Annotated in this window: 22 protein-coding genes and 2 pseudogenes; 9 read left to right on the top strand and 15 right to left on the bottom strand. The window is 67.6% G+C overall.

The window, feature by feature from the left end:
- Window positions 1-288: 288 nt before the first annotated feature.
- On the bottom strand, window positions 289-735 hold the full coding sequence (locus tag OG568_RS01670; protein ID WP_329529948.1) for a hypothetical protein: 447 nt from the start codon (window positions 733-735) through the stop codon (window positions 289-291).
- Between the two features lie 48 nt (window positions 736-783).
- Here OG568_RS01670 and OG568_RS01675 point away from each other — a divergent pair, with 48 nt between their 5' ends.
- Window positions 784-2,298 (top strand): GMC family oxidoreductase, encoded by a 1,515-nt coding sequence (locus OG568_RS01675; RefSeq protein ID WP_443077842.1) that lies wholly within the window; start codon window positions 784-786, stop codon window positions 2,296-2,298.
- Window positions 2,299-2,375: 77 nt separating this feature from the next.
- Here OG568_RS01675 and OG568_RS01680 read toward each other — a convergent pair whose 3' ends face one another.
- Window positions 2,376-2,588 (bottom strand): hypothetical protein, encoded by a 213-nt coding sequence (locus OG568_RS01680; RefSeq protein ID WP_329529950.1) that lies wholly within the window; start codon window positions 2,586-2,588, stop codon window positions 2,376-2,378.
- A 309-nt stretch (window positions 2,589-2,897) separates the two neighbouring features.
- On the opposite strand from OG568_RS01680, the gene OG568_RS01685 reads away from it, so the two are divergent.
- Window positions 2,898-3,542: a DsbA family oxidoreductase gene (locus tag OG568_RS01685; protein ID WP_329529951.1), complete on the top strand. Its 645-nt coding sequence runs from the start codon at window positions 2,898-2,900 to the stop codon at window positions 3,540-3,542.
- Between the two features lie 437 nt (window positions 3,543-3,979).
- Here OG568_RS01685 and OG568_RS01690 read toward each other — a convergent pair.
- A pseudogene (locus OG568_RS01690) lies at window positions 3,980-4,537 on the bottom strand (IS5/IS1182 family transposase); the annotation flags it as partial.
- 70 nt (window positions 4,538-4,607) lie between these two features.
- On the opposite strand from OG568_RS01690, the gene OG568_RS01695 reads away from it, so the two are divergent.
- Window positions 4,608-5,303, top strand: a complete 696-nt coding sequence (locus OG568_RS01695; RefSeq protein ID WP_329529952.1) for a type 1 glutamine amidotransferase domain-containing protein — start codon at window positions 4,608-4,610, stop codon at window positions 5,301-5,303.
- A 273-nt stretch (window positions 5,304-5,576) separates the two neighbouring features.
- Here OG568_RS01695 and OG568_RS01700 read toward each other — a convergent pair whose 3' ends face one another.
- On the bottom strand, window positions 5,577-6,356 hold the full coding sequence (locus tag OG568_RS01700; protein WP_329529953.1) for a class I SAM-dependent methyltransferase: 780 nt from the start codon (window positions 6,354-6,356) through the stop codon (window positions 5,577-5,579).
- A gap of 479 nt (window positions 6,357-6,835) precedes the next feature.
- Between OG568_RS01700 and OG568_RS01705 the strand changes: the two genes are divergently transcribed.
- Window positions 6,836-7,192, top strand: a complete 357-nt coding sequence (locus OG568_RS01705; RefSeq protein WP_329529954.1) for a hypothetical protein — start codon at window positions 6,836-6,838, stop codon at window positions 7,190-7,192.
- Between the two features lie 40 nt (window positions 7,193-7,232).
- Here the strand turns inward: OG568_RS01705 and OG568_RS01710 are convergent, their stop codons facing one another.
- The 3 genes from OG568_RS01710 to OG568_RS01720 form a co-directional block, all read right to left on the bottom strand.
- Window positions 7,233-7,865: a UbiX family flavin prenyltransferase gene (locus OG568_RS01710; protein ID WP_329529955.1), complete on the bottom strand. Its 633-nt coding sequence runs from the start codon at window positions 7,863-7,865 to the stop codon at window positions 7,233-7,235.
- Between the two features lie 692 nt (window positions 7,866-8,557).
- A complete protein-coding gene (locus OG568_RS01715) occupies window positions 8,558-10,060 on the bottom strand; it encodes a UbiD family decarboxylase (protein ID WP_329529956.1) in 1,503 nt (500 codons plus the stop codon).
- On the bottom strand, window positions 10,060-10,659 hold the full coding sequence (locus OG568_RS01720) for a non-oxidative hydroxyarylic acid decarboxylases subunit B (RefSeq protein WP_329529957.1): 600 nt from the start codon (window positions 10,657-10,659) through the stop codon (window positions 10,060-10,062). Before OG568_RS01720 ends, OG568_RS01715 begins: the two co-directional genes overlap by 1 nt.
- 114 nt (window positions 10,660-10,773) lie before the next feature.
- Between OG568_RS01720 and OG568_RS01725 the strand changes: the two genes are divergently transcribed.
- Window positions 10,774-11,238: a MarR family winged helix-turn-helix transcriptional regulator gene (locus OG568_RS01725; RefSeq protein ID WP_329529958.1), complete on the top strand. Its 465-nt coding sequence runs from the start codon at window positions 10,774-10,776 to the stop codon at window positions 11,236-11,238.
- A gap of 487 nt (window positions 11,239-11,725) precedes the next feature.
- On the opposite strand, the gene OG568_RS01730 is transcribed toward OG568_RS01725, so the two are convergent.
- The 4 genes from OG568_RS01730 to OG568_RS01745 all read right to left on the bottom strand — a co-directional run bounded on the left by OG568_RS01730 (window position 11,726) and on the right by OG568_RS01745 (window position 16,177).
- Complete coding sequence (locus OG568_RS01730) at window positions 11,726-12,904, bottom strand: alpha-hydroxy-acid oxidizing protein (RefSeq protein ID WP_329529959.1); 1,179 nt, start codon at window positions 12,902-12,904, stop codon at window positions 11,726-11,728.
- Between the two features lie 206 nt (window positions 12,905-13,110).
- Complete coding sequence (locus tag OG568_RS01735; RefSeq protein WP_329529960.1) at window positions 13,111-13,872, bottom strand: SDR family oxidoreductase; 762 nt, start codon at window positions 13,870-13,872, stop codon at window positions 13,111-13,113.
- A gap of 38 nt (window positions 13,873-13,910) precedes the next feature.
- Window positions 13,911-15,494: a benzoylformate decarboxylase gene (gene mdlC, locus OG568_RS01740; protein WP_329529961.1), complete on the bottom strand. Its 1,584-nt coding sequence runs from the start codon at window positions 15,492-15,494 to the stop codon at window positions 13,911-13,913.
- Window positions 15,495-15,559: 65 nt separating this feature from the next.
- Window positions 15,560-16,177 carry an enoyl-CoA hydratase-related protein gene (locus tag OG568_RS01745; protein WP_329529962.1) on the bottom strand — a complete coding sequence of 206 codons (618 nt, stop codon included), beginning with the start codon at window positions 16,175-16,177 and terminating at the stop codon, window positions 15,560-15,562.
- Between the two features lie 357 nt (window positions 16,178-16,534).
- Between OG568_RS01745 and OG568_RS01750 the strand changes: the two genes are divergently transcribed.
- From OG568_RS01750 to OG568_RS01755, 3 genes and pseudogenes are all read left to right on the top strand, one after another.
- The gene (locus tag OG568_RS01750; protein WP_329529963.1) at window positions 16,535-17,137 is read left to right on the top strand and encodes an LLM class flavin-dependent oxidoreductase; all 603 of its coding nucleotides are present in this window, start codon (window positions 16,535-16,537) and stop codon (window positions 17,135-17,137) included.
- A gap of 99 nt (window positions 17,138-17,236) precedes the next feature.
- Window positions 17,237-17,368 (top strand): annotated as a pseudogene (locus OG568_RS61195) (NAD(P)-binding protein); the annotation flags it as partial.
- Between the two features lie 13 nt (window positions 17,369-17,381).
- The gene (locus OG568_RS01755; protein ID WP_329536232.1) at window positions 17,382-18,422 is read left to right on the top strand and encodes a GMC family oxidoreductase; all 1,041 of its coding nucleotides are present in this window, start codon (window positions 17,382-17,384) and stop codon (window positions 18,420-18,422) included.
- Window positions 18,423-18,742: 320 nt separating this feature from the next.
- Here the strand turns inward: OG568_RS01755 and OG568_RS01760 are convergent, their stop codons facing one another.
- Window positions 18,743-19,195, bottom strand: coding sequence for a MarR family winged helix-turn-helix transcriptional regulator (locus OG568_RS01760; protein ID WP_329360089.1), 453 nt, complete (start codon window positions 19,193-19,195; stop codon window positions 18,743-18,745).
- Between the two features lie 329 nt (window positions 19,196-19,524).
- Here OG568_RS01760 and OG568_RS01765 point away from each other — a divergent pair, with 329 nt between their 5' ends.
- On the top strand, window positions 19,525-20,178 hold the full coding sequence (locus tag OG568_RS01765; RefSeq protein ID WP_329536233.1) for a DUF1707 SHOCT-like domain-containing protein: 654 nt from the start codon (window positions 19,525-19,527) through the stop codon (window positions 20,176-20,178).
- Window positions 20,179-20,855: 677 nt separating this feature from the next.
- Here OG568_RS01765 and OG568_RS01770 read toward each other — a convergent pair.
- The 3 genes from OG568_RS01770 to OG568_RS01780 all read right to left on the bottom strand — a co-directional run bounded on the left by OG568_RS01770 (window position 20,856) and on the right by OG568_RS01780 (window position 22,521).
- Window positions 20,856-21,086: a hypothetical protein gene (locus OG568_RS01770; RefSeq protein WP_329529964.1), complete on the bottom strand. Its 231-nt coding sequence runs from the start codon at window positions 21,084-21,086 to the stop codon at window positions 20,856-20,858.
- A 171-nt stretch (window positions 21,087-21,257) separates the two neighbouring features.
- A complete protein-coding gene (locus OG568_RS01775; RefSeq protein WP_329529965.1) occupies window positions 21,258-22,208 on the bottom strand; it encodes a GlxA family transcriptional regulator in 951 nt (316 codons plus the stop codon).
- 10 nt (window positions 22,209-22,218) lie between these two features.
- Entirely contained in the window at window positions 22,219-22,521 is a 303-nt protein-coding gene (locus tag OG568_RS01780) for a hypothetical protein (protein ID WP_329529966.1), read from the bottom strand.
- Between the last annotated feature and the right edge of the window lie 87 nt (window positions 22,522-22,608).

Raw genomic sequence — 22,608 nt, forward strand, 5'->3', positions numbered from 1 at the left:
CTCTGGGCCTCCGCGTGGCCTCCAGGTCACCTTCCTTAGGTCTCCTCCAATTTGTGCGCGGCTGCGCCCAGCGGGAAGCCGGTACGCCCCCTTCAGCCCCCTTGGAGGAGAGGCCGCCGCCCTGCCGCCGTGTCAGTTCTGAAGCGTCAGCTCCAAGAGTCCGTTCATCCTCGTAGGCTCGATGGGCCTCCCGCTCGGCGCGCGCAAGGAGTCGGCCTCAGCCGACCGTTCCTCGCCTCTTCGGTGACTTCCGGCTTCGAGGCACTCGCGCACATCCTCCAACTGCCGTCAACCGGCACTTGTCCGCTCGTCGGCCAGGCGGTTGAGCCATTCCAGGAGCAGCAACTTCTCCCCGGGGCTAAGAGGAAGCGCCTTCTCCTGGTCCAGTGCCGCGCGCAGCGCCATGGCCGGGCCCGCCGCACCGGCGCCTGTTGTGGCGCTTGCGGGCTCGGCCGCGGGCAGCGTGGTGATGGCGTCGAAGACGACATCACGCGTCACGTCGGCCGTCTTGAGGCCACGGGCCTCCGGCGGGGCACTGATCATCGTGGAAACCACACCCACGCCCGCGGCGTGCATGACGGCAGCGGCTTGCTCGACGCTCATGCGCAGGCGGCCGACCGCGGCAACGCGGGTGATCACGCGCTGCAGCTCCGCGACAGCCTTACGACCGGCGCGCGACAGGTGGCCGGAGCGCGCTTGCCCGAAGACCAGCATGTAGTAGGTCGAATGCTTCAATCCGAACTCGATGTGCAGGTCCCAGGCGAGACGTAGGTCCGCGACCGGATCATCGCTCTGCGGCAGTTGGTTATCTTCGTACTCGTCGGCGGGGGTACGGCCGGCTGCGTGCTTGCGGCGCGACTGTCGCAGGATCTGGATGTTCGTGTGTTGCTGCTGGAGGCCGGAGCCTGTGTGTTGCCGGAGGCCGTGGCTTATCCGCCGGCCTGGCCTTCACTGGCGGCCTCGGAGGCCGGTTGGGGTGATGTCACCGTGGCCCAGCGCGCCTCTGGCGCGCCGGTCGCACTCCCCCGGGGCAAAGGCCTCGGCGGCTCTTCCGCCATCAACGCGATGGTCTTCGCCCGCGGCCACCACACCAGCTACGACAGCTGGAGCGACCACGGCGCCGAAGGCTGGACGTTCGACGACCTGCTGCCCTACTTCCAGCTCAGCGAGACCGCCACGAGCGGGGCCCGCAGCCGCGGGACGAACGGACCCCTGATCGTCGGCCCGGCCACCGATCCCAACGACATCCTGCTCGCCTGCCTCGCCGGCGCGGTCGAAACCGGACACCGCCCGGCGGCGGACATCAGCGGCGGCCTCGAAGAAGGCTTCGCCCCGGTGGACCTCAACATCGTCGCCGGACGCCGCCAGAGCGCCGCCGACGCCTATCTCGCTCCGGCACTGAACCGACCCAACCTGGACGTCGTCACAGAGGCGGTCGCTCACCGGCTGATCTTCGACGGCACGCGCTGCACCGGCGTCGAGTACGGCGTCCATGGCCGGACCTTCACCGCCACGGCAGCCGCAGAGGTAGTGCTCACGGCAGGGGCCATCGGCTCCGCGGAAGTACTGCAGCGCTCCGGTGTCGGCCCTGAGGACGACCTCCGACAAGCGGAGGTCGACGTCTTCCACGCCCTGCCCGGCGTGGGAAGGAACCTGCACGACCGCCCACGGGCCAACCTCGTCTACCGCGCGCGGCGCAAGGTGCCCACGGCCCGCAACAACCACGGCGAGATCCTGGGCCTCGTGCGCAGCACGCCGGCGATGAACGGGCCGGACGTGCAGATCATCTTCGTCGACATCCCCGTCCCCAACCCCGTCGCTCCCGTCGAGAACGGCTTCACGATCGGTGTCTCGCCCATGCGCCCGGCCAGCCGCGGCACCCTGAAGATCACCTCGGCCGATCCCTACACACCGCCCGTGATCGACCCCAACTACTTCTCAGAGGAGCAGGACGTCCGAGCAGTGCTGTCCGGCATCACGACAGCACGCGGGATCGCCTCGTCGTCCGCGCTCGCTGAATGGGGAGTCGAAGAAGTCAGCCCCGGCCTCGACGCCATGGACGAACAGTCGATCAGCGACTACACCCGAAGGCACTTCGGCTCCTACTGCCACCCCGTCGGCACCTGCAAGATGGGTGAAGACGAAGTGTCCGTCGTCGACTCCGAACTGCGCGTGCACGGACTCCACGGCCTGCGCATCGCCGACGTCTCCGTCATCCCCTCCATCCCTTCCAACAACACCAATGCCACCGTCTACGCAATCGCCGAACGAGCCGCCGACCTCCTGCGCGCCACCTGACTCGCTACCACTCGGCACCGGCCCGAGTGGCTTCGGTCCTGCCTCGCACATCGGTGTTCCTCGATGGCGTCATCGCGTCACGCTGCCCCTTCATAGCCTTCGCCTCTGCGCGATACGACGTGATAGTCGGCGCCTTCCAGCTGCGAGCCGAAGAAGTCACGGCCCGTCAGATGTCGAGTGAGCCGCACCATCGCCGGCGAGGAGCACCCGCCTGACTTCTGATGTCCGGTCGGGATCGCCTCGCAAAAGGCTCGGCCCGCGCGCATCCGGACTTTCTCGAGCTGATCCATGATGTGCCTTACTGCCGAGCGGGTGATCCAACGCTGAGGTGTCGGCGTTATGTCGGCGCATCACACGGTGAGCCCCGAGGCCGACGCCGTTGCCGTCGCGGCATTGAGGCCGTCGATACAGCGGACCGGGCCCACATCACCATGCCCGCACTTGCAGGTAGACGTCCGGTCGCCTATCGTCGGTGACCGGTCGTCTACTAGGTCGATCACATGCAAGGGCGCAACACCGGGCTGGTCAGGTCGGGCGGCCCCGCCGCCGTACGGCGAGTTCCGTACACATGCGGCCCTCACAAACAGGGAGAGACACATATGCGCGTCGAGATCTGGACTGATATCGCATGCCTATGGTGCTATTCCGCCAATGCGCGATTCGGTCAAGGGCTCGCAGCCTTTGCGCACCGTGATCAGGTGGAGGTGGTGCACCGGTCGTTCGAGCTCAATCCGCAGGCCGAAACCGGCACCGTACCGATCATCGACGCGGTCGCGGCACAGTACGGACGCACCCGCGAGCAACAGATCGCCAGAGAAGAGCAAGCCGCGGCCCTGGCAGCGTCCGTAGGCCTCGGGTACCGCGTCGGGGGGCGCGTCTTCGGGAACACCTTTGGCATTCACCGTCTCCTGCACTTCGCCAAGACCTCTGGTCTTCAGGTCGAGTTGATGGATCTCGCCTTCAGGGTGAACTTCGCGGACGAGCGTTCGGTCTATGACAGGGAGACTTTGGTGAGCCTGGCCGTCGAGGTGGGACTGGACGAGGCCGGAGCACGAGCGGTGCTCGACGATCCGGATGCGTACGCCGAAGAGGTGCGGACCGACGAGCGATTGGCCGCCGACCTGGGCGCGACTGGAGTACCGTTCTTCGTCCTGAATCGGCGCTACGGGGTCAGCGGCGTTCAGTCGGCCGAGATGTTCACCCAGTCACTGGAACAGGCTTGGGCGGAGCGATCGGCAGCGTAGAGGCCCTGACAGAAGTCGTTGGTCATGCGCCTTCGGCTTGCCTGCTCGTTGGTCTGGTTCTGAGGACCGACCGCGGGTGAACGCTGTCCGATGGACATGGGTTTTCGTGCAGTCGTCGCTGCCGCGTCCATAGACGGGACGGCTCGGAGACGGGACGATGCCAAACGTTGTGCGGAAGTCGCGGACCTGAGTCGCCCAAGGCATGCTTGCCGGGCCGGTACGGATCGTGAGGCGTCGCCGCACACCCGTCCCCGCGGGTGCTCCGAGCCGCGGGGCGACAGCGGACACGGTCGGCGACAATGACTGGCCGTTGCGCATCGACCTCACCATCGTCTGCATCCATCACGCCGGGCTGACTGCTTCGGCCCAGACGTCGCCGCCGTTCGCCTCGTGCACCCGCCCGACGTCAGGTACGGCCACGACGTGGGCACCCCTGCCGTACGGTCTCGTTCGTGTACGTGGACCGAGCAGGCTAGTTCGAGCAGGCCCCGATGGAGGTCGGCCCGCCGTTCGTGGCGGATCCGCGGTCGCTTGAACCAGTGCAGCCAGCCGAAGGTCCGCTCCGCGCCCCGGCGGGCCGCTTTGCCACAGCAGACGGCGGTACTTGTCGGAGTCGTAGCCGCGGTCAGCGAAGGGGCGCTTGTGCCGGTTTCCGCCGGTCAGGGAAACCGCGAGCGATGTGCCGAGGCGACCGACAATCACGTGGCGCTTGGAGCCGGGACGGCCGTGGTCAACCGGTGAAGGGCCGACGTGGCTCCTCTGTGAGCTCCCCGGACATGCGACCCGTCCACGGCACCGTCGTCCATGTCGAGAAGACCCGCCTGGCGCAGCTCGGTCAGCAAGATGGCGTGCAAGCAGGGCCAGGGCCTGTCCGGCACCCGGCGCCATGACGTCACTCCCGAGCGACCCACAGTCTCAACGGAGCTCATTCTGAAACGATCAGCAAGACGTTGCGGATGGGGTGGTGGAGAGGCTGTTCGTATGCGCCTAGGCATGTGTGTGCTTAGGCTGGAAATCGGTCGAATGTCCTAAACGAGTCAGGCGCAGACGAGGAGGCGGAGCGTGATGGCCAAAGTGCTCTTCATCGTGAGCGGGGCGACGTACTGGGTGCTCAAGGACGGCACCAGGCACGCGACGGGCTACTGGGCCGAAGAGTTCGCGATGCCGTACAAGAAGATCACGGAGGCCGGCCACGATGTCGTGGTCGCGACACCCGGCGGTGTGATCCCGAGCGTCGACATGATGAGCCTGCGCCCCTCCATGGCGGGCGGCGAAGAGGGCGCCCTCGAGTTGGAGGCCATCATCCGGTCCGCGGAGGTGATGCGGCGGCCCCTCAAGCTGTCGGACGTCCGCCTGGAGGACTACGACGCGGTATACCTGCCCGGCGGCCACGGTCCGATGGCGGACTTGGCGTTCGACGCGGACGCGGGCCGGCTGCTGACGGCACAGCTCGCCTCGGGCAAGCCACTTGCGATCGTGTGCCACGCTCCCTCCGCGATCCTGGCCACCAGGATCCACGGCGAGTCGCCCTTCAAGGGCTACCGGGTCACTTGCTTCACCGATGAGGAAGAGGAGGCCGTCGGAATCGCCCCCAAGGCACCCTGGCTGCTGGAGACCGAACTGAAGGAGAAGGTCGGCATCGACTTCAGCCGCGGCCCGATCTGGGAGCCGTACATGGTGGAGGACCGCAACCTCATCACCGGGCAGAACCCACACTCGGCCGCGATCCTGGCTGACCGCCTGCTGGAGATACTCAAGTGACCGTGCCTGAAGTGATCCCACCGAAGCCTTCCGCGTATGGCGACCACCCGGCTCTCGACACGAAGCACAGACGGGCCCTCTTCACATCACAGCTTGCCGCCCAGGGCACTCGCGGGCGGCATTGACGGTGTTGTCCAGCCGAATCCATGAGCTCTTCCTGGGTTCCAGCCGTCGCCGGTGCGCCGATAACGGTCATGGTGGATGGCGTAGTTCAGCCCTCCGCGGCCGTCGCGGCCACGCCCGACCTCTGACACATGTTGTCGACGAGATGCTTCACAGCCGCCGAACGCGCAGCACGCCGGTCAGCATCGGGAGAATGAACTCGCCGCGGGCGGTCTCCGGTCTGCTCGCGAGGAAAGCCCGGATCCGGCCCAACGTGGCTTCTTGTTCCTGTTCCGGCATGACCAGCACCCCCGCGCGCGTCGCGATGGTCGCGACGAGAGAGTCGGCGGTGCGGCGCTGCCCGTGCGGGAACTCGGCTTGCTCCGGCGAGCCGAACCGGGCGGCCACGCCGGTCTTTGGAAGGTGTGCGTCGGCCGTCTCTGCACGCCAGCCGGTGGGCGTGTCACGCGGGCCGATGGCCGCGCTCCCGCTGACCCGTGCGAGCCCGGCAACCCATTCGACCCTGTCCTCCATGACGTTCCACAGGCCGGCCAGAATGCCGCCGGGTGCGAGGACCCTGGCGATCTCGGGGCCCGCAACGGCCATATCGAACCAATGCATCGCGTTGCCGGCCAGCACGGCATCGACGGACGCGTCCGGCAGCGGTATCGCCTCGGCGCTACCCGGCAAGGCACGGACAGCCGGCAGCGAGCAGCGTAGCTCGGTCAGCATCGCCGGGTCGGGCTCGACCGCGATGACTTCGGCACCCAGCGCGACCAACGTGGCGGTCAGCTTGCCGGTTCCGGCGCCGAGGTCGAGCACGCGCGGGCCGCGCGCGGGCTCGAGCGCCCAGCGCACCGCGGCCTCCGCGTAGTCCGGACGGTGCTCGGCGTATGCGACTGCCGCCGCGCCGAACGACGAGGCGTGAAGCAGCCGTTCGTCCTGATCCACGCGGCTATCGTATCGGCACTGGCGGCGGTCAGCTATCCCGCCTCAGGACTTCGGCGACGGCCACCCGATAGCGCTACCAGCCTCGCGTTCACCAGAGAAGCGGCCTTACGACGACCGGGCGTCGCGCGTCAGGCTCCAGGTCCGGCCCGGATGAGTTCGAAGGCCGATCGGTCGTTGAGGTCGACGTGGTCGGTGGGTCGGCGTGGGTGAGATCGAGCGCCTGCCCGGTGTCGCGCAGGGTGTGCCGGGCTCGGTAGGTCTTGGGCAGTAGCTGACGGGACGGGGCCTGATTGTGCCGGAGGTGGCCGGCCCGCTCGAATGCAACGAGGTCACCGCGAGTGATGCGGTCCACCGCCGCGCGGCGGGTGGGTTCGACGCGCTGGCGGACCTTCTGCACCCGGGCCGCCCGGCCTCGGTCACCCGTGAGGACCGGGCCGCCGCACTGGACAAGCCCCCGTTGGCTTTAACCGGGTCCGCCCGTGCACCGTCGTCGCACCGTCGTCCTGGACAACGCTTCCACGCACGTGGCCCGGGTCTTCAAACGACGCCGGGAGGAACTTGTCGCCATCGGCGTCGAACTCTTCCACCTCCCGCCTCGCCGCTCCGAGCGGAACAACATCGAGCGGGTAGGGCGCTCGGCGAAGTACGAGGACGGCCCCGCGTACGTCCACGCCACCGCCGAAGCGGTCGGCACCGCAGCCGATCGGGCCCTGAACCGCCACGCCCATGTGTCCAAGGATCAGCAGCCGACTTCACCAAGGCCGCTACGCCTTCCAGGTGGATCGTCGAGAGTGGTGTCTTCCGGGCGACCGGTACCGGTGGACGACGCACCTTGAACGTCTTTGCGTCCTGGCTCCAGAGCTGGGCCACAGTCCGCTACAGCGCTTGAGTGTGCTCGCGCCGCGCCGCGGTGTCGCTGCCGTCCCACTGATAGCGATCCGTACCTGGCAGGCCCAGGAACTGCAAGACACGTTCGACGAACTCGTCCCGCAACTGCGCCAGCGTCTCCGGCACGTTGTAGTACGTGGGGATCATGGGGTACACGGTGGCTCCCGCTTCCGTGACGGCCACCATGTTGCGCAGGTGGATGAGGTTCAGCGGCGCTTCCCGCAGGCAGAGGACGAGTTTGCGCCGTTGCTTCAACATCACGTCCGCGGCTCGCTCGACGAGACTCTCTGTCTGGCCGTGAGCGATGCGCCCGAGTACACCGGCCGCACACGGCATGATGATCATTGCGTCGCTCGGGTAGCTGCCGCTGGTCACGGGACCGGACATGTCGGCCGGATCCAGGAAGCGTACTTTCGGTGACGTCGCCTCCAGGGCCCGGACCACCGAGTCCGGATCCTCACCGGTCCGGAATTCGAAGGCCACTAGTTTGCGCCCGTTGGCCGACACCAGAAGATCGATATGACCGACCCGGTCGTCCCTCTGAAGTGCGGTCAGCAAGGCCTTGGCCACACCGGTGCCGCCCGCTCCCGTGACAGCAACTGTCACATTCTGCTGGGTCACGACTGTCCCTTTCTTGACTCATCGGGTCGGCAACCGCACTGACTCGTGCCAGAGAAGTGATGTCTCGATGACTGTGGTTGAGGACTGCTGTCCGCTTCGGTCCACGGCGCATCGGTCCACGGCGCACGCTGATCGGTACCCCTCCATGTGATCGCCAAATCCCCTTCGTCACTCGACCAGCGGCATCTCGTCGTTCCTCATTCACTCGGGCGGCGTCCACCCCTCAGCGAGATACTGGAAGAATTCCGCATGGGCCCTCGGCACGTACCGGCGTGCTCCACGACCACACCGGCACACGCTCCGGCCGGGGCCGCCCGCGACGCCGCGCAGACGATGAGTAATTTGACGCCGCGTCCCACAAGCCGGGCAGCACATGTGGCTCCTCCCCCGGATATCGCCGAGCAGGCGTCCAACTCGGTGATGCCGGCCATCAGATCCCGTTCGGACGGCGCCGCGATGTGCAGAGATGGGACGGCGCCCCCTGACCGCCAAGCCGTGGCCGATCAAGGGGCGAGTCGTGGAGCCGGCACCTTGTGGTGTCCGTCGTGTCGGTTCTGGGAGGCTGTCCGACGGCAGTCGGCCGCCCGTCTTCAAGGGAGGTTGAGGGTCCCGGCGAGCATGACAGCCGACATGTCGGTCGTGTGACGGGCCACCTGGTGGTTGCACGCCGGAGGGCTACGGCATCGTAGGTGTCAGCTCGACGCGGCAGACCCTGTGTCGCCTGCCGACTCGGATTCCGCGGCCAGGACCTTGGCGCGCACATCTGCCGGGAAGACGCCGTCGAAGGTGGCGGGCGGAACGCGGCCGCTTCCCACCGCCGGGAGCAGGGCGTCGTGCACGACGATGGCTCCCCAGCCATTGTGCAGTTCCTCCTCGAGGAAGCACGGGTACCACGGCATGATCGGCCCGTGCCACTGCTCTTGACGGAGCGACGGATGCACCCTGGTGGCCAGCGCCCACAGAAGATCCGAATCGTTCGACGGATCGACGTCGTCGTCGAGGACATAGACGACCGGAGAAAGTCGGCCGACCCTCGTGCCGTTGAGAACCTCACCGATGCGGTGCACGAATCGCGCGGTGTCCATACCCGGCGACACATCACGCCAGTTCTGCGGGACCGTGATCACCGTCCAGAAACAGGCGGCGCCAAGCGGTAGCCAGGCAGTCGTGATGGGCAGTCCCGCCTCCTGCAAGACCGCGACGACCTCTGCGGAGATGCCCGCGGCCGGTGCGACATGCGAGTCGTCGACAGGCCGTCCGGCGGCGGCCAACGGCCAGATCGGGTCGTCTCGGTATGTGATCGCTTCGATGCTGAAGAGCGGCTGCGGCGACGTCTCGGGCAGTGCCCAGCCGTGGAACTCCGCGAACGGGCCCTCCACGGCATCACGCGTTGCTGACAGGTGCCCCTCGATGACCACCTCGGCCGAGGCCGGCACCTCCAGATCGTTCGTCTCGCACTTCACCACGTCAACCGGCTTGCCCAGCACGGCTCCGAGATACGCTCCCTCGTCGACCTCGGTCGGGACGGTCATTCCGCCGACGATGGCAACACCCGGGTCACCTCCCTGGACGAGCGCGTAAGGCATCGGCTCGCCGATGGCCTCCCACTCACGCCAGATCATGCCGAGGTGCTGCCCCGGCAGCACCAGCCCGGTCATGTGACGGTCGTCGATCATCATGATTCGAGAAATGGACCAGTTCGTCCATCGGCCGTCAGGCGTCTTGGCGACGATCACACCCCACGTATTGACGTAGGGACCACCGTCGCTCTGGTGAACGAACGGGATCGGGAACCGGCCGAGACGCGCTTCCTCACCCATCAGGATGTTCTGCTTACAGGGCGCCGAATCGGCCGCCACACGCCGCGGCGGGAGCAGCTGCTTGGTACCTGCCTGCCTGAGGTGTTCGACCAACTCGGCAGCGGTCGTCGTGTACGGCAGGCCGAGAGAAAGCGAGACCCGCGCCAGCGGATGGCCAGGAACGCTCGACAGCGCACCGGGGGCTCCGACCATGCGGAACCCCTCATCGACCCCGCTGAGGTGTTCGAAGAACGGGGCGGGCCGGCCGTTCTCGGTGGACCGTCGCGTAACGGCCGACGCTTCCAGGTTCGGATCGATCACGCGCGAGATGCGCTGAATGTCTCCCAGCGCGTCGAGTGCAGAGATGTAGGACCGGAGGTCATTGATTTCGGACATCAGTTCCTTACGCCTTTCAATTCCGATGGGCGATGCATTCCGTCCCAGCGCTGCGTCGATGACACCTGGATATCCAGTTGATCCAGCACCCGGACAACGACATGCTCGACGAGATCGTCAATATTTTTCGGACGGCTATAGAAGGCCGGCATCGGCGGCACGATTCTCGCCCCCATACGGGAGAGTGCCAGCATGTTCTCGAGATGGATTTCGCTGAGCGGTGTCTCCCTCGGTACGAGTACCAGGGGGCGCCGCTCTTTCAGCGTGACGTCGGCGGCGCGAGGGATGAGGCCATCAGCGTATCCGGTTCGAATTCCCGCGAGCGTCTTCATACTGCATGGTGCGATAATCATTCCGTCCATGCGGAATGACCCTGACGAAATCGCCGCACCTTGATCGTTCCATGAATAGGTCACGTCCGCCAGGTCGGTAACTTCGCGAACCGACAGGTCGGTCTCCAGATGGATTGTCGCCTTGGCCCATTGAGACAGAACGAGATGAGTTTCCACATCCGGCTGATTCCGCAGCCGGCGAAGCAGTTCGACGCCGAAGACAGCGCCGGTCGCCCCGGTCATCCCCAAGATCACACGTCGCGGCATGGGAACCACCTTCCGTACACGGTAAGTCCGTACACGGATCAATGTAGAGGACGAAGCTTGGTGTTGCAAACAGTCCGTGTACCAACTCACAGTGCACGGATGTATCCTGTGGTGGTGACGATCGGAGCTCGATACGACGGGCCGCTGGGCGACGGCATGGCCCACCAGCTACGACGCGCCTCGCAGGCGGTGAACGCCTCGTGGCAACTTCGCAGCAGCGACCTCACGCCGCCGCAGTTCGCAGTGCTCCAAGTCCTGGACGAGGGCGAAAGCCTCGACCAGAAGACCCTCGGTGCCCTTGCCGCGGTCGACCGGTCGACGCTCACCCCTCTCCTCGACCGGCTCGTGGCCCGTGGCCTCATCACCAAGACCACTGATCCCAACAACCGCCGTCGACAACTGATCGCTCTGACTCCGGCCGGGCGTGAACGAGTGGCTTTGGGCCGCCAACAGGCACAGGACACAAGCCGTTGGATCGAAGATCTGCTCGGGCCCGAGCGACTCGCGACCCTCACCTTGCTCCTCAAGGAACTCGGGGACGCGGGCCGCGACCAGCACTCGGAGAGCAATCGCCGATGAGCAAGCCCTCCTGGCGGCGGGCAGTCATCTGCTTCGCCCGTCACACCGAGCGCACAAGCCTCGCCGTTCGGGTTGGGCGGAAGCGGCGTCGCTGATCACGAATTCACCATCCAGCAGGAGAACGCGGGCCCGAGCGAGGAGATCGATCGCCACGCCATACCGGATGTGGTCTTCGACGGTGCGTGGCGGTCTGCGGCCAGTCGCGTATGAGTTCCTCATGGCTGGGGATGAAGTGCGGCGTGCCGGTTCGGATCGCACAGGTCAGCGGTCGCGGCTCATCCAGGGAGGCGCCGTCCATGGCGTCGATCTGCCGGGGGTCGACCCCGGCATCGGAGGAAGCGTGTAGCAGCCCCGTCTCATTGCCGAGGAGTGCAAGCAAGGCGCCCGGTTCCCGCCTGGCTGCTGAACTCCGAGGCTTTTCGCCGAGGTTGACGGCGCCGATGGATGTGCGGTGGGCCGCGCTGGATCCGGCGCGGCCCACCGCACATCAGAGGCGGTGCATCGCACCGTCCGCCCGGAGGTCCTCCAAAGCCGGGTAGCCGTCCACCGCCATGATGAGGTCGGCCTCAGCAAGCAGCGTACGCAGGACATGGACGATGCCCTCCGTGCCTCCGAGAGCAAGCCCGTACGCGTACGGGCGGCCCACACCCACGGCGGTGGCCCCCAGCGCCAGAGCCTTGATCACGTCCGCACCGCTGCGGACACCCGAGTCGAACAGAACCGGCAGGCCGTCCGCCGCCCCGACCACTCCCGGCAGCGCCTCCAAGGCGGGCAGTCCCCCGTTCGCCTGTCGGCCGCCGTGATTGGAGCAGTAGATCCCGTCCACGCCGCCGTCCCTGGCGCGGCGCACGTCTTCGGGGTGGCAGATGCCTTTGAGGACGAGTGGAAGCTCGGTGATCGACCGCAGCCACCTGAGATCGTCCCAGGTCAGCGGATTACCGAAGATCCGTGCCCACTCCAGCACCGCGGCCCGCGTATCCTCCTCGGGGGTTTTGGCCAGCCGGGCTCGAAAGACCAGGTCGGACGTGTAGTTGGCAAGGCAGTGGCCGCGCAACTGCGGGAAGTTGCTGGCTCCCAGGTCGCGGGGGCGCCATCCCGTGATCCAGGTGTCCAACGTCACCACGACGCCCTTGAAGCCCGCCGTTTCAACCCGGCGCACCAGACTCTCGGCCAGCTCCCGGTCGGTTGGGGTGTACAGCGAGAAGAATCCCGGGGTTTCCCCGAACTCGGCGGCGACTTCCTCCAGCGGATCAACGCTAAGGGTGGAGGCCACCATCGGCACCCCCGTACGGGCGGCCGCACGGGCCGTGGCCAGGTCGCCGTGGCCGTCCTGTGCGCACAGCCCGATCACCCCGACCGGTGCCATGAACAGTGGCGAAGGCAGACTCATCCCGAACAGGTTCACGGACACGTCGCGTTGGATCGCACCGACCATCATCCGCGGCACCAGCCCCCACTGCAGGAACGCTGAAACGTTGGCTCGCTGGGTGAACCCGTCTCCTGCTCCACCGGCGACATACGACAGCAGCGACGGCGACAGCACCGCTTGCGCTCGCGCCTCCAGCTCCTGGAACTCCATCGGTATGGCGGGCAACACGCCGGACAGCCCGTTGATGTAGATCTCGTTCTGGTAGTCACCGAACTGCCCGTCGAGCTCTCGGTTCATTCGTGGGGTCACCGTCCTCGCCTCACCCGCCCCGGATCATCCGAAACCAGTGCCGTCCACCGTGCAAGGGAGACGGCGCGGCGGCCGGGTCAGAGCGGTGCAAATTCAACTGAAGGGATTGTTGTCGGCGTGCATCGCTCCGCCGGACGAGTGCGGGCTGCGACGCCCCCACCCCAGCGTGCCCGTCCTGACACTGAAGACAGTGCCTAGAAGCCGCTGCGCACACCCCCGTCCACCGAGAGCATCATGCCCGTGAGGTACGACGCGGCGGGCGACAGCAGGAAGGCGGCGCTTCGGCCGAACTCCTCCGGGGTTCCGTAGCGGCGCAGGGGGACGCCGGCGGTCGCACGGGCGCGGGCGGCTTCGGAGTCGCCGCTCCGCGCGTCGAGTTCACGGACCCGGTCGGTTTCGATGTGGGCGGGCACGAGGCCGACGACGCGGATGCCCCGGGAGCCCAGCTCGTTCGCCAGGTTCTTCGCGTAACCGGCCAGGCCCGGCCGGAGGGCATTGGAGAGCGCGAGGCCAGGAATCGGCTCGTACACGGAGCTGGAGAGGACGATGCCGATGACACCTCCCTCGCCCAGTTCCGCCGCGACGGCGCGGGACAGCCGCACCGCACCGAGGAAGACCGACTCGAAGACGGTGCGCCACTGGTCGTCGTCGATGATGTCCGACGTACCTGTCGGCGGCCCGCCGACACTGATGAGCACCCCGTCCAGCCGCTTGAAGGCATCGCGTGCCGCGCTGATGAGCCGGTCCGGACTCCCGGGGTCGGCGTTGTCGGCCACGACGCCGACCACCTGCCCCGGGCCGCCGAGCTCCCCCTCGGCGGCGGCCGCCGTTTTCTCGCTCCGGCCGCTGACGACCACTCGCGCACCGTCCGCCACCAGCTCGCGCGCGGCGGCCCTGCCCAGCCCGCGGGTGCCACCGGTGACGATGTACACCCGGTCCTTCAATCCAAGGTCCATGGCTGCTGCCTCCTGTCCGATCGTGCGGACCGCATGGCCTACAACATCGCCTTCTGGGGTTGCGTGCGCACCACGATGACTGTGGTGGTGCCGGCGGTCAGGGCGGCCTTGAACTCCCGCTCCAGGTCCTCGGTGGTCTCCGCCTCGACCGCACGACATCCGAAGCCGCGGGCCACTGTGGCGATGTCGAGTCCGGGCAGGTCGAGTCCCGGAACACCCGGCGTCTCCTCCAGCACCGCGAACGACTTGAGGATGGAGTACTCCTGGTTGCGCATAACCACGTAGACGATCGGGAGGTCGTGCCGCGCCGCCGTCCAGATGGCCTGCACGGAGTACTGGAAGGAACCGTCGCCGATCAGGCCGACCACCGGCCGGTCGACGCCCCTGTCCCGGTCACCGAGCGCGACGCCCACCGCAGCCGGGGTGCCCCAGCCGATCCCTCCGCTGGCCGTGGCGAAGAACGATCCGGTCCTGACCGTCGGAAGCCACTCGATCTGTTGCGCCATCGTGGAGGTCGATTCGTTGACGATGACCGCGTCCGGCGGCCGGACCCTGCTCAGGGCGGCATAGACCTCTGGTGGGGTGAGCGGGCTGCTCTGCACCTGCGGTAGCTCACGGGGCCGCGCCATCGGCTCCGGAGCGGTCCGCGCGGATCCCTCCGAGACCATGTCCTGGAGCAGTTCGATCGCCGTCTTGGGATCACCGATGAGGCTGTCGCCGACTCGCGCCGCCGCGGCGACGCCCGGATTGCCGGTGATCTGCAGGAGCTCTGTACCTTCGGGGAGGTAGTCGCCGGGCACGTACGGGTAGTACCGGAACACCTCCGCACCGATCACGACGACCAGGTCGTGTCCCGCCAGCCGGTCGCTGATGGTCTTCACCGACATGCCGAGCGGGCCGCGGAAGAGGGCGTGGTTCTCGGGGAAGGACGCGCGGTCCAGCAGTGGGGCGCCGTAGACGGAGGCGCGCAGCTTCTCCGCCAGGGCGACGGCCGCGTCCCAGCCGCCGCTGCGGTCGACCTCCGGTCCGAAGACCAGTGCGGGACGACGGCTTGCGGAGATGCGATCAGCGAAGCCGCGCAGCCGCTCCGTGTCGGGAGCGACGCGGTCGCTCACCGCCCGCACACGGGTGAAACCGGACAGAGGCCGCTTCCAGTCGTCCATGGGAATCGACAGGTAGACCGGTCCCGCCGGCGGCTGCAGCGCCTCGGCGTAGGCCCGCATGAAGGCCTCCGGTACGTCTTCGGCACGGGCCGGTTCGTAGGTCCACTTCACCCATGGCTTAGGCAGTGTGGTGGCCTCGCGGTTGCCCAGATACGGCTCCCCGATCAGCAGTTCCCGATGCTGCTGACCCGAGGTGATGATCAGGGGCGTGTTTCCGTGGTAAGCCGCTACCAGGTTGCCCACGGCGTTCCCCACCCCGGCTGAGGAGTGCAGGTTGACCAGTGCGGGGCGGCGGGTGACCTGGGCGAAGGCGTCGGCCATCGCGATGACGGACGCCTCCTGCAGCGCCAGGACGTAGGTGAAGTCCTCGGGGAAGTCCTGCAGGAAGGTCTGTTCGGTGGAGCCGGGATTACCGAAAACCGTGGTGAGTTTCAGGGTCCGCAGCAGGTCGTAGGTCACGCTACGGACGGTGGACTGCCCAGTCATTGTTGCCACCGACTTTCTTGCTGAGGCCGGGCGCCGGGTCAGCGGCCCTGCCAGAGGGGTGAACGCCTCTCGGTGAAGGCTCGGGCGCCTTCCTTCGCGTCGTGGGACCCCAGAACCGGGGCGACGATCCGATCCTGCTCGACAAAGGCGTCCTCGTCGCGAAATGCGGTCCGTTCGGTGACGACGCGTTTGACGGCTGCCACGGCCGGCGGGGCGTTGCGCACCACGAGCGCGGCGAGTTCCACGGCCCGCCGCAGGGCTTGGCCCGGTTCTGTGGGGTAGTTGACCAGGCCGAACTGCTCGGCGCGTTCGGCGGGCAGGGGATCGCCGGTGAGCCGGAGTTCCAGGGCGATGTTGCGCGGGATGGTCGTGACCCGGGTGCGGGTGATGTCGGCGAAGCCCCGTCCTTCGACGACGGGTGTGTCTCCGGCCGCGAACGCCTTGAGGTCCATGCCGGCACTGAAGACACCATCGGTGCCGGTGAGGCTGCCGACCCAGAGGTCGTCGCGGGACTCAAGGCGGTCGACGGCAGCCGCCGGCGCCCGGGCGGTTGCCCCGTCGACGGCGTTGCGGGTCTCCGGCCGATCGAGCGTGATCACGAAAATGCCGTCGTGTTCCTCGGTCTGTACGGTCGCGGTGCCCGTGCGCGTGGTCATGATGGTGCTTCCCTTCTCCTCTCCCCCGCGCTGCTGAGCAGTGGTTTCACACGATCGCTTCGGCTTTGCGAAGGTCCTTACTGGACGGGACTGTCGATGGTCAGGTGCGGCTCCTCGCTGCCGTCGGCGATCGGTACGAGCACCTGGCCTGCCAGGAGTTGGGGGGCATGGGCAGGGCCGACTGGTCGCTCAGCATGTCGAAGTCGGAGTGCTCGTACGATCTGCGCCGGGTCAGCTACTCCTGTGGCGCCTCTCGCCCTCACGTACCGCTCCTTCCGATCCGGGGATCGGACCGCATCCGTGAGGACGACGCCAGGAGCGGACAGCGGAACAACCATTGGGCCCTGAACACCATGTTTGGCAGGAATTTGGTTCCCCGTGCTGTCCGAGGGCCGGGCAGCCCTGGGCATCGGCGTCGGCGCGGGGTTCAACGTCGCGGAGGCGCGCGGCCTGGGTCTGCCGTTCCCGCCTGTGGCGGAACGGTTCGAGCGTCTCGAAGAGACGCTGCGGATCTGCCTGCAGATGTGGAGCGACGACGAAGGGCCCTTCAACGGTCACCACTACCGGCTCGAACGCACTCTCAACTCCCCGGGCACGGTACGGCGCCCCCATCCGCCGATCCTGATCGGCGGATCCGGCGAGCGGAAGACGCTGCGGCTTGTCGCGGAGTACGGCAACGCCTGCAACCTCTTCCACGGACCGGACCTCCAGCACAAGCTCGATGTGCTGCGCGGCCATTGTGATCGGACCGGGCGGGACTACGACACCATCGAGAAGACGGTCCTCCTCCCCCTCGACCCCGGGCCGAGAGGCGAGCGCGTGCCGGGCCTGCTCGCCGAACTGCGCCGACTGCACCGGATCGGCATCGACCACGTCATCGGCCCGATACGGGGCGCCGACCAACTGGCAGCCCTCCAGCTGCTCGGAGAGCGCGTCGTTCCCGAGCTGCCACATCTCTGACGCGACGCGGCGGGAACCAGACCCGCTCAGCAGTATTAATTTGCTTGATGAAGCATTCACTATGGCGCAGCATTCACCGAAGTCCCCGGAGGACCATCCGTGAGCGACAACAACGGCCACCCGGGCGGAGACGCCGATGTCATCGTCGTCGGAGGCGGCTCCGCGGGCGCGGTACTCGCCGCCCGGCTCAGCGAGGACCCGCAGCGCCATGTCCTGCTGATCGAGGGAGGAACTCACGTCGCCTCTGCGGGCGTTCGTCGACGGATCCACGGACCGGGGGTTCCGGCGTGTCGGCGACTTCAACGGGGCCGAACAGGAGGGCGTCGGCGGCTATCCCGTCAACATCGTCGACGGGATGCGACAGAACACCGCCCTGGCCTATCTGACGCCGCAGGTGCGGCGGCGGCCCAATCTCCAGGTGCTGAGTGAGGTCACCGTCGACACCGTACTGATCAAGGACGGCGTGGCGCGCGGCGTGGTGAGTGCCTCCGGCACCGTGTACCGGGCCGCCGAGGTGTTACTCGCCGCGGGCAGCTACGGCAGTCCGGCCATCCTGCTGCGCTCCGACGTGGGCCCGGCGAAGGACCTGCGGGCATGGGGCATCGACGTGGTCGCCGATCTACCGGTCGGGCAGCGGTTGCAGGACCATCCGTTCTTCCACTCGCTGTTCGCCCTGGCGCCCGAGCACCAGACGATGACGGACGCCTTCGCGGCGGGTCTGTGGTGCGCCTCGACCGAGGCACGGGCCGGCGAACTGGACCTCGGCATCGTGGCCGTACATCTGTTGGACGGCTCCTTCAGCACGACCGGTGGTGCCCTGCTCCTGGCGACGGCCCTCACCCGGCCGGAGTCGCGAGGCTCCCTCACCTTGGCCGGCCGGGACCCGTACGACGCACCGGTGATCAACGACAACTACCTCGCGACCGCCAGGGACCGCCGACGCATTCTGGAAGGCGTGAAGCTCGTGCGCAGCCTCGTGAACACGCCGCGGTTCGCAGGGGCGCTGGCCGGCGAACTCGTACCCGGCGATGCGGTGCAAGGCGACGAGGAACTTCTCGCCACGATCGAGGCCGGGATCTCCACCTACGGTCACCCCACCTCGACCGTGCCCATGGGAAGGCCCGAGGACGAATGGGCCGTGGTCGACGAGTTGGGCGCGGTCCAGGGGGTTGCGCGGCTGCGCGTCGTGGACGCCTCCATCATGCCGGAGGTCCCGTCCACCGTGACCAACGCGACCACGATCATGATCGCGGAGCACATCGCCCACCGCGTGTACGGGGCCTGACGGGGCGTGTGAAACTACGGCGCCGGGAGCGCGACGCGGACCGCCCGACGGGTACGGTCCGCGTCAGTTCCACCAGATGGGCGCGGGGCCAGATCGGCGTACAGCACCTGACCGAGAAGGTCCCGTGGGCCGTCGTACCGGGGGTGGACCGTCGCCCGGCTCACCCCGGACACGGCACGACCGCGACTCCCCGCCCTCGTCTTCGACCAGCTGAAGACGTACGACACCACTGCTCACTTCAACGGGCAGAGCTCGGTATCGGTGTGCACGGCGACCGGGCAAAATCGACTGGACCGGGACACGGCCGTCCGCCACCTGATTCAGTCGAGCTTTTTCGCAACGGCTTCGAACTGCCTCACCAAAGCGGGCAAGGAGCGTCCGTCGAGCTGGTCGACGACCCGCTTACGGGCACTCGCCAGATGAACGGGGTAAGCGCCCTGAAGACGCTTCAGACCCTCCGGGGTCAGAGAGGCCACATTGCCCCGGCCGTCGCCTTCGTGGCGCCGCTTGACCACTTGGCCCCGAGTCTGGAGTGTGTCCACGATCCTGGTGATCCGACTTGCCGACAGGGCGCAGGCCGCGGCGAGATCCGTCATCCGCAGCTCCTGGTTCTCGGCTTCGGACAGGTTCATGAGGACGACGTACTCGGTGAGCGTCAGTCCCGTGGACCGCAGCAGATCGTCGTCCAGCGAGCGCGGGAGCGCGATGATGACGCGCATCAGGGCACGCCAGAATCGTTCCTCTTCGGCGGCCAGTGCATCCACGTCGCTCATCCGTCCATTTTACGTGCTCAAGCAAGCAAGCTCAAGCAGACATCAGGTCCCGGGTTCTCGTGAAGCCCACAGGGCCGCACGGAGTCGGTCGGCGACCGACTGCATCTCACCTGTAGGGCGAACGGGCCGACTCGGTGACGAGGTGGCACGTGGGTCGGCGCGTAGCGATCGATCCGAACGGCCATGTGTGCGGGGCCGAAAATCGACGCTGCCCATCGCCTCTCCGCGATGGGGCCCAGCCGAAATCCATGTCGCGATATAGCGTTAGTCTTCTACTCGCGCCGCTGCCCGCGTCGCGCGGAGACGTTCGACAGGACCAGGACGGAAGCATGTCGGGAGAGATTTCACCCACTGGTCAGCGCTCCGGCTCGTCGCCCGAGTTGCGAGCCTCTCATGCGGACCGGGACCGGGTGGTGGATGTGCTGCGTATCGCGGCGGGGGACGGCCGGCTGACCGCGGACGAGTTGGACGAGCGCCTGGAAGCTGCCCTGTCGGCGCGGACTCTGAGTGAACTGACCACGCTCACCGCTGACTTGCCGCCCGTATCGGCTACGGTCGGCGGGACTGGAGCGGAGGTCAAGGACGTAGTTCGGATCGAACAGGTCCACAGCGGCGCGATCGAGCGCATGGGGCGCTGGGTGGTACCGCGGAGGCTGGAGCTCGCGGTGACGTACTGCGAGGTGACGCTTGACTTCACTGACGCAGTGATCACGTACGACACCCTGCGGATCGACGTGGGCATGACGGGGAAGACCCTGACGCTGGTCACGAGGCCGGGCATCGTGGTCGATACCGATGGCCTGCAGCTGGTACACAGCAGGGTCAAGTACCGTCAGACTCCGACGGATCCTGATACGCCGGTCACTCTGCGAGTGGAGCTGGTCGGCCAGAAGGCCCACGGCCGCGTGGTGGTGCGGCCCCCGCGTCGGACGTTCGGGCAGTGGCTGCTGCGCAGGCCCACGTCCCTTTCTGCCGGCGATTGACTCCATCGTTGTGAACTGCCGACGGGCGAACGCCGAGGTCTCCTGGACTGGGCGACGCTCGCGAACTGCGCGTGCGGCCGCTGCCAAAGCGAGCCTCGTGTCTGTCGTGGGCGGCTTCGACCAGCTCGTTCACCGAGGACGCCGCGATGGTGTAGCGGACGCGGTATCCGGTCATGCGCCGGGGCGACGTTGAGGTTGGCGGTGTGGTCGAACTCGAGCAGCGACTTCTCGCGTGGGGGGAAGCGGGCAGCCCGGCAGCGCTGCCTGGCGACCTCCCGGCGCCCGTCATGCCGTAGCGGTCGAGGCGGGGAAGGAGCGTCGTTCCGGTGGTGAACGGATCGTCCGGCAAGGGCAGCGGGTGGCCTGCCTCGCGGGCGAAGTCCTGTGCGATCGAGCGTATCCTCGCCCCGATCCGCCGCTCGTCCTCCCTGGCCTCGAACTCGACGAACATGGCGTTGAGTTCGTCCAGGCTGTCGACCTGCGGTACCGGAGCGAGGTAGTTGCGGCGGAAGCAGCCGACCTGGCTCGCCACCCCGACCTTCTCTTGAGCGCCGCGCAGTCCTGGCTCGTGTCTGTCGAACCGTGGGGCAGCAGGGCTCTGCTCTCCGGCTGTTGTCGCCCGTGCGGCGTAGTACTTACGCACGGCTACGTCGGAAGGGGCCCGATCGGTCGGGTGGCTACTCCTTGCCCAGGAGCTTCCTCGCGGTCCGCACGATCTCCTCGTTGGTGTAGGCGCGCCCACCGATGCCCCCGCCGCCTGGAACCACCTCCGTCAGGGTCACCCAGGTGCGCTCTGTGAGGGAGGGGTCTGCGGCTGCCTCGGCGATGAGGGCGGAGATGTCTTTCACCAGTCCGAGCTGCTGCTCGCGGTTGAGGGCGCCCGCGTTGGTGGTCACATGGACACGCACGCTGTTGCTTGCCGCCCCCGGCGGTGGAGAACGACTCCGGCTCCAGTTCGTGGATGAAGGCGGCGGTGTTGTCGGTGAAGAAGTGGGACATCCGGGCAGCCGCCTCCGGCCTGCCCCGGCTCGGTGCGTACGCACACGCTCCTGGCGTTCGCGGCGGGCGGGTGGCTGGGGTCAGACCGTGGTGGTCCGCTGGAAGGTCCGCCGGTAGGCGGTGGGTGTGATGCCGAGGGCGTCGCGGAAACGGGCGCGGAGGTTGGTGCTGGTTCCCAGACCGCTTTGGGCGGCGATCTGTTCGATGCCGAGGTCGGTGACTTCCAGGAGCTCGCGGGCGTGGTTGACGCGGGCGGTGAGCAGCCACTGGTGGGGGGACACACCGGTTTCCTGGCGCCACATGCGGACCAGGGTGCGGGTGGAGACGCGGGCGCGGTCCGCGAGCGCGGCAAGGGTGAGGGTTTCTTCGAGGTGGCGCAGGGCCCAGTCGCGGGTGTCGGCCAGGGTGTGGGCGGTGGGTTCGGGCAGGGACTGGGCGATGTACTGGGCCTGGCCGCCGTCGCGGTGGGGTGCGGCGACCAGTTCGCGGGCGATGTCGTTGGCGACGGCAGCACCGAGGTCCTTGCGGACGATGTGGAGACACAGGTCGATGCCCGCGGTCACGCCGGCGGAGGTCAGCAGGGGGTCGTCGTCGATGTAGAGGACGTTGCGGTCGACGCGCAGGTGGGGGTAGAGCTCCTCGAGTTCGTCCGCGCTGGCCCAGTGGGTGGTGACGGTCCGGCCGTTGAGAAGCCCGGCCGCGGCGAGTGCGAAGGCTCCGGTACAGATGGACGCGATGCGGGCGCCTCGGCTGAAGGCAAGTTTCAGGGCCGCCGTGACCTCGGGCGCCGGTGGCCGCCGATAGTGCCAGTAGCCGGGCACGATGATCGTGTCCGCCCGGGCGAGCGCCGCCAGTCCGGCGGTGGCACCCACGGTGAAACCAGTACTGGTGGTGACGCTGCCGCGCGTCGCTCCGCACACGGTCAGTTCGTACGGGGTGTTGGGCCTGGGGTTGAAGATCTGCGTCGGGATACCCAGGTCGAGAGGCAGCACGTGGGGCAGTGCCAGGACCGCGACGCGATGAGCGCTCATGGCTCGAATCCTACGATCGCCTGTTCTCGGCGCTACCGGGAACCGGGGCGGTCGCCTCGCGAAGCGGTGGCGCCGGACCTGTGGTGAGGTGGGCTTCCTGCCGCTGTGCTGGAACCCGGACCGACGACCCGCGACACCGCTTCTTGATCGACAAGACGGTCTCCACGGCCGAGCAAGTGAGTCCCGCACCGGAGTCTGAAACCACCGGCACCCTGTCAGCCATGGCCGACGACAGCTCCAAGGCGGCGAAGATCTCCAGCAGTTGGCCCTCAAGATGGTTGATCTGCCGGGTGCGGTCGACGACGAGATCCATCCGCCGGGTGGTCAGGGTGCGCTGGTTCTTGACTTGCCGATGCGTCCCGTGGCCCACGGCCGACGGGCGATCAGCTGTCCATGATCG

This window comes from Streptomyces sp. NBC_01450 (assembly GCF_036227505.1).
Taxonomy (GTDB): Bacteria; Actinomycetota; Actinomycetes; order Streptomycetales; family Streptomycetaceae; genus Streptomyces.

What these genes read in the sequence shown, in the direction of transcription:
- OG568_RS01735 (WP_329529960.1), bottom strand. Translation starts at nt 13,872, where the DNA reads ATGGACCTTGGATTGAAGGACCGGGTGTACATCGTCACCGGTGGCACC.
- OG568_RS01775 (WP_329529965.1), bottom strand. Translation starts at nt 22,208, where the DNA reads ATGAGCGCTCATCGCGTCGCGGTCCTGGCACTGCCCCACGTGCTGCCT.
- OG568_RS01745 (WP_329529962.1), bottom strand. Translation starts at nt 16,177, where the DNA reads ATGACCACGCGCACGGGCACCGCGACCGTACAGACCGAGGAACACGAC.
- OG568_RS01765 (WP_329536233.1), top strand. Translation starts at nt 19,525, where the DNA reads ATGTCGGGAGAGATTTCACCCACTGGTCAGCGCTCCGGCTCGTCGCCC.
- OG568_RS01720 (WP_329529957.1), bottom strand. Translation starts at nt 10,659, where the DNA reads ATGCCGCGACGTGTGATCTTGGGGATGACCGGGGCGACCGGCGCTGTC.
- OG568_RS01685 (WP_329529951.1), top strand. Translation starts at nt 2,898, where the DNA reads ATGCGCGTCGAGATCTGGACTGATATCGCATGCCTATGGTGCTATTCC.
- OG568_RS01715 (WP_329529956.1), bottom strand. Translation starts at nt 10,060, where the DNA reads ATGTCCGAAATCAATGACCTCCGGTCCTACATCTCTGCACTCGACGCG.
- OG568_RS01780 (WP_329529966.1), bottom strand. Translation starts at nt 22,521, where the DNA reads ATGGATCTCGTCGTCGACCGCACCCGGCAGATCAACCATCTTGAGGGC.
- OG568_RS01760 (WP_329360089.1), bottom strand. Translation starts at nt 19,195, where the DNA reads ATGAGCGACGTGGATGCACTGGCCGCCGAAGAGGAACGATTCTGGCGT.
- OG568_RS01680 (WP_329529950.1), bottom strand. Translation starts at nt 2,588, where the DNA reads ATGGATCAGCTCGAGAAAGTCCGGATGCGCGCGGGCCGAGCCTTTTGC.
- OG568_RS01695 (WP_329529952.1), top strand. Translation starts at nt 4,608, where the DNA reads ATGGCCAAAGTGCTCTTCATCGTGAGCGGGGCGACGTACTGGGTGCTC.
- OG568_RS01730 (WP_329529959.1), bottom strand. Translation starts at nt 12,904, where the DNA reads ATGAACCGAGAGCTCGACGGGCAGTTCGGTGACTACCAGAACGAGATC.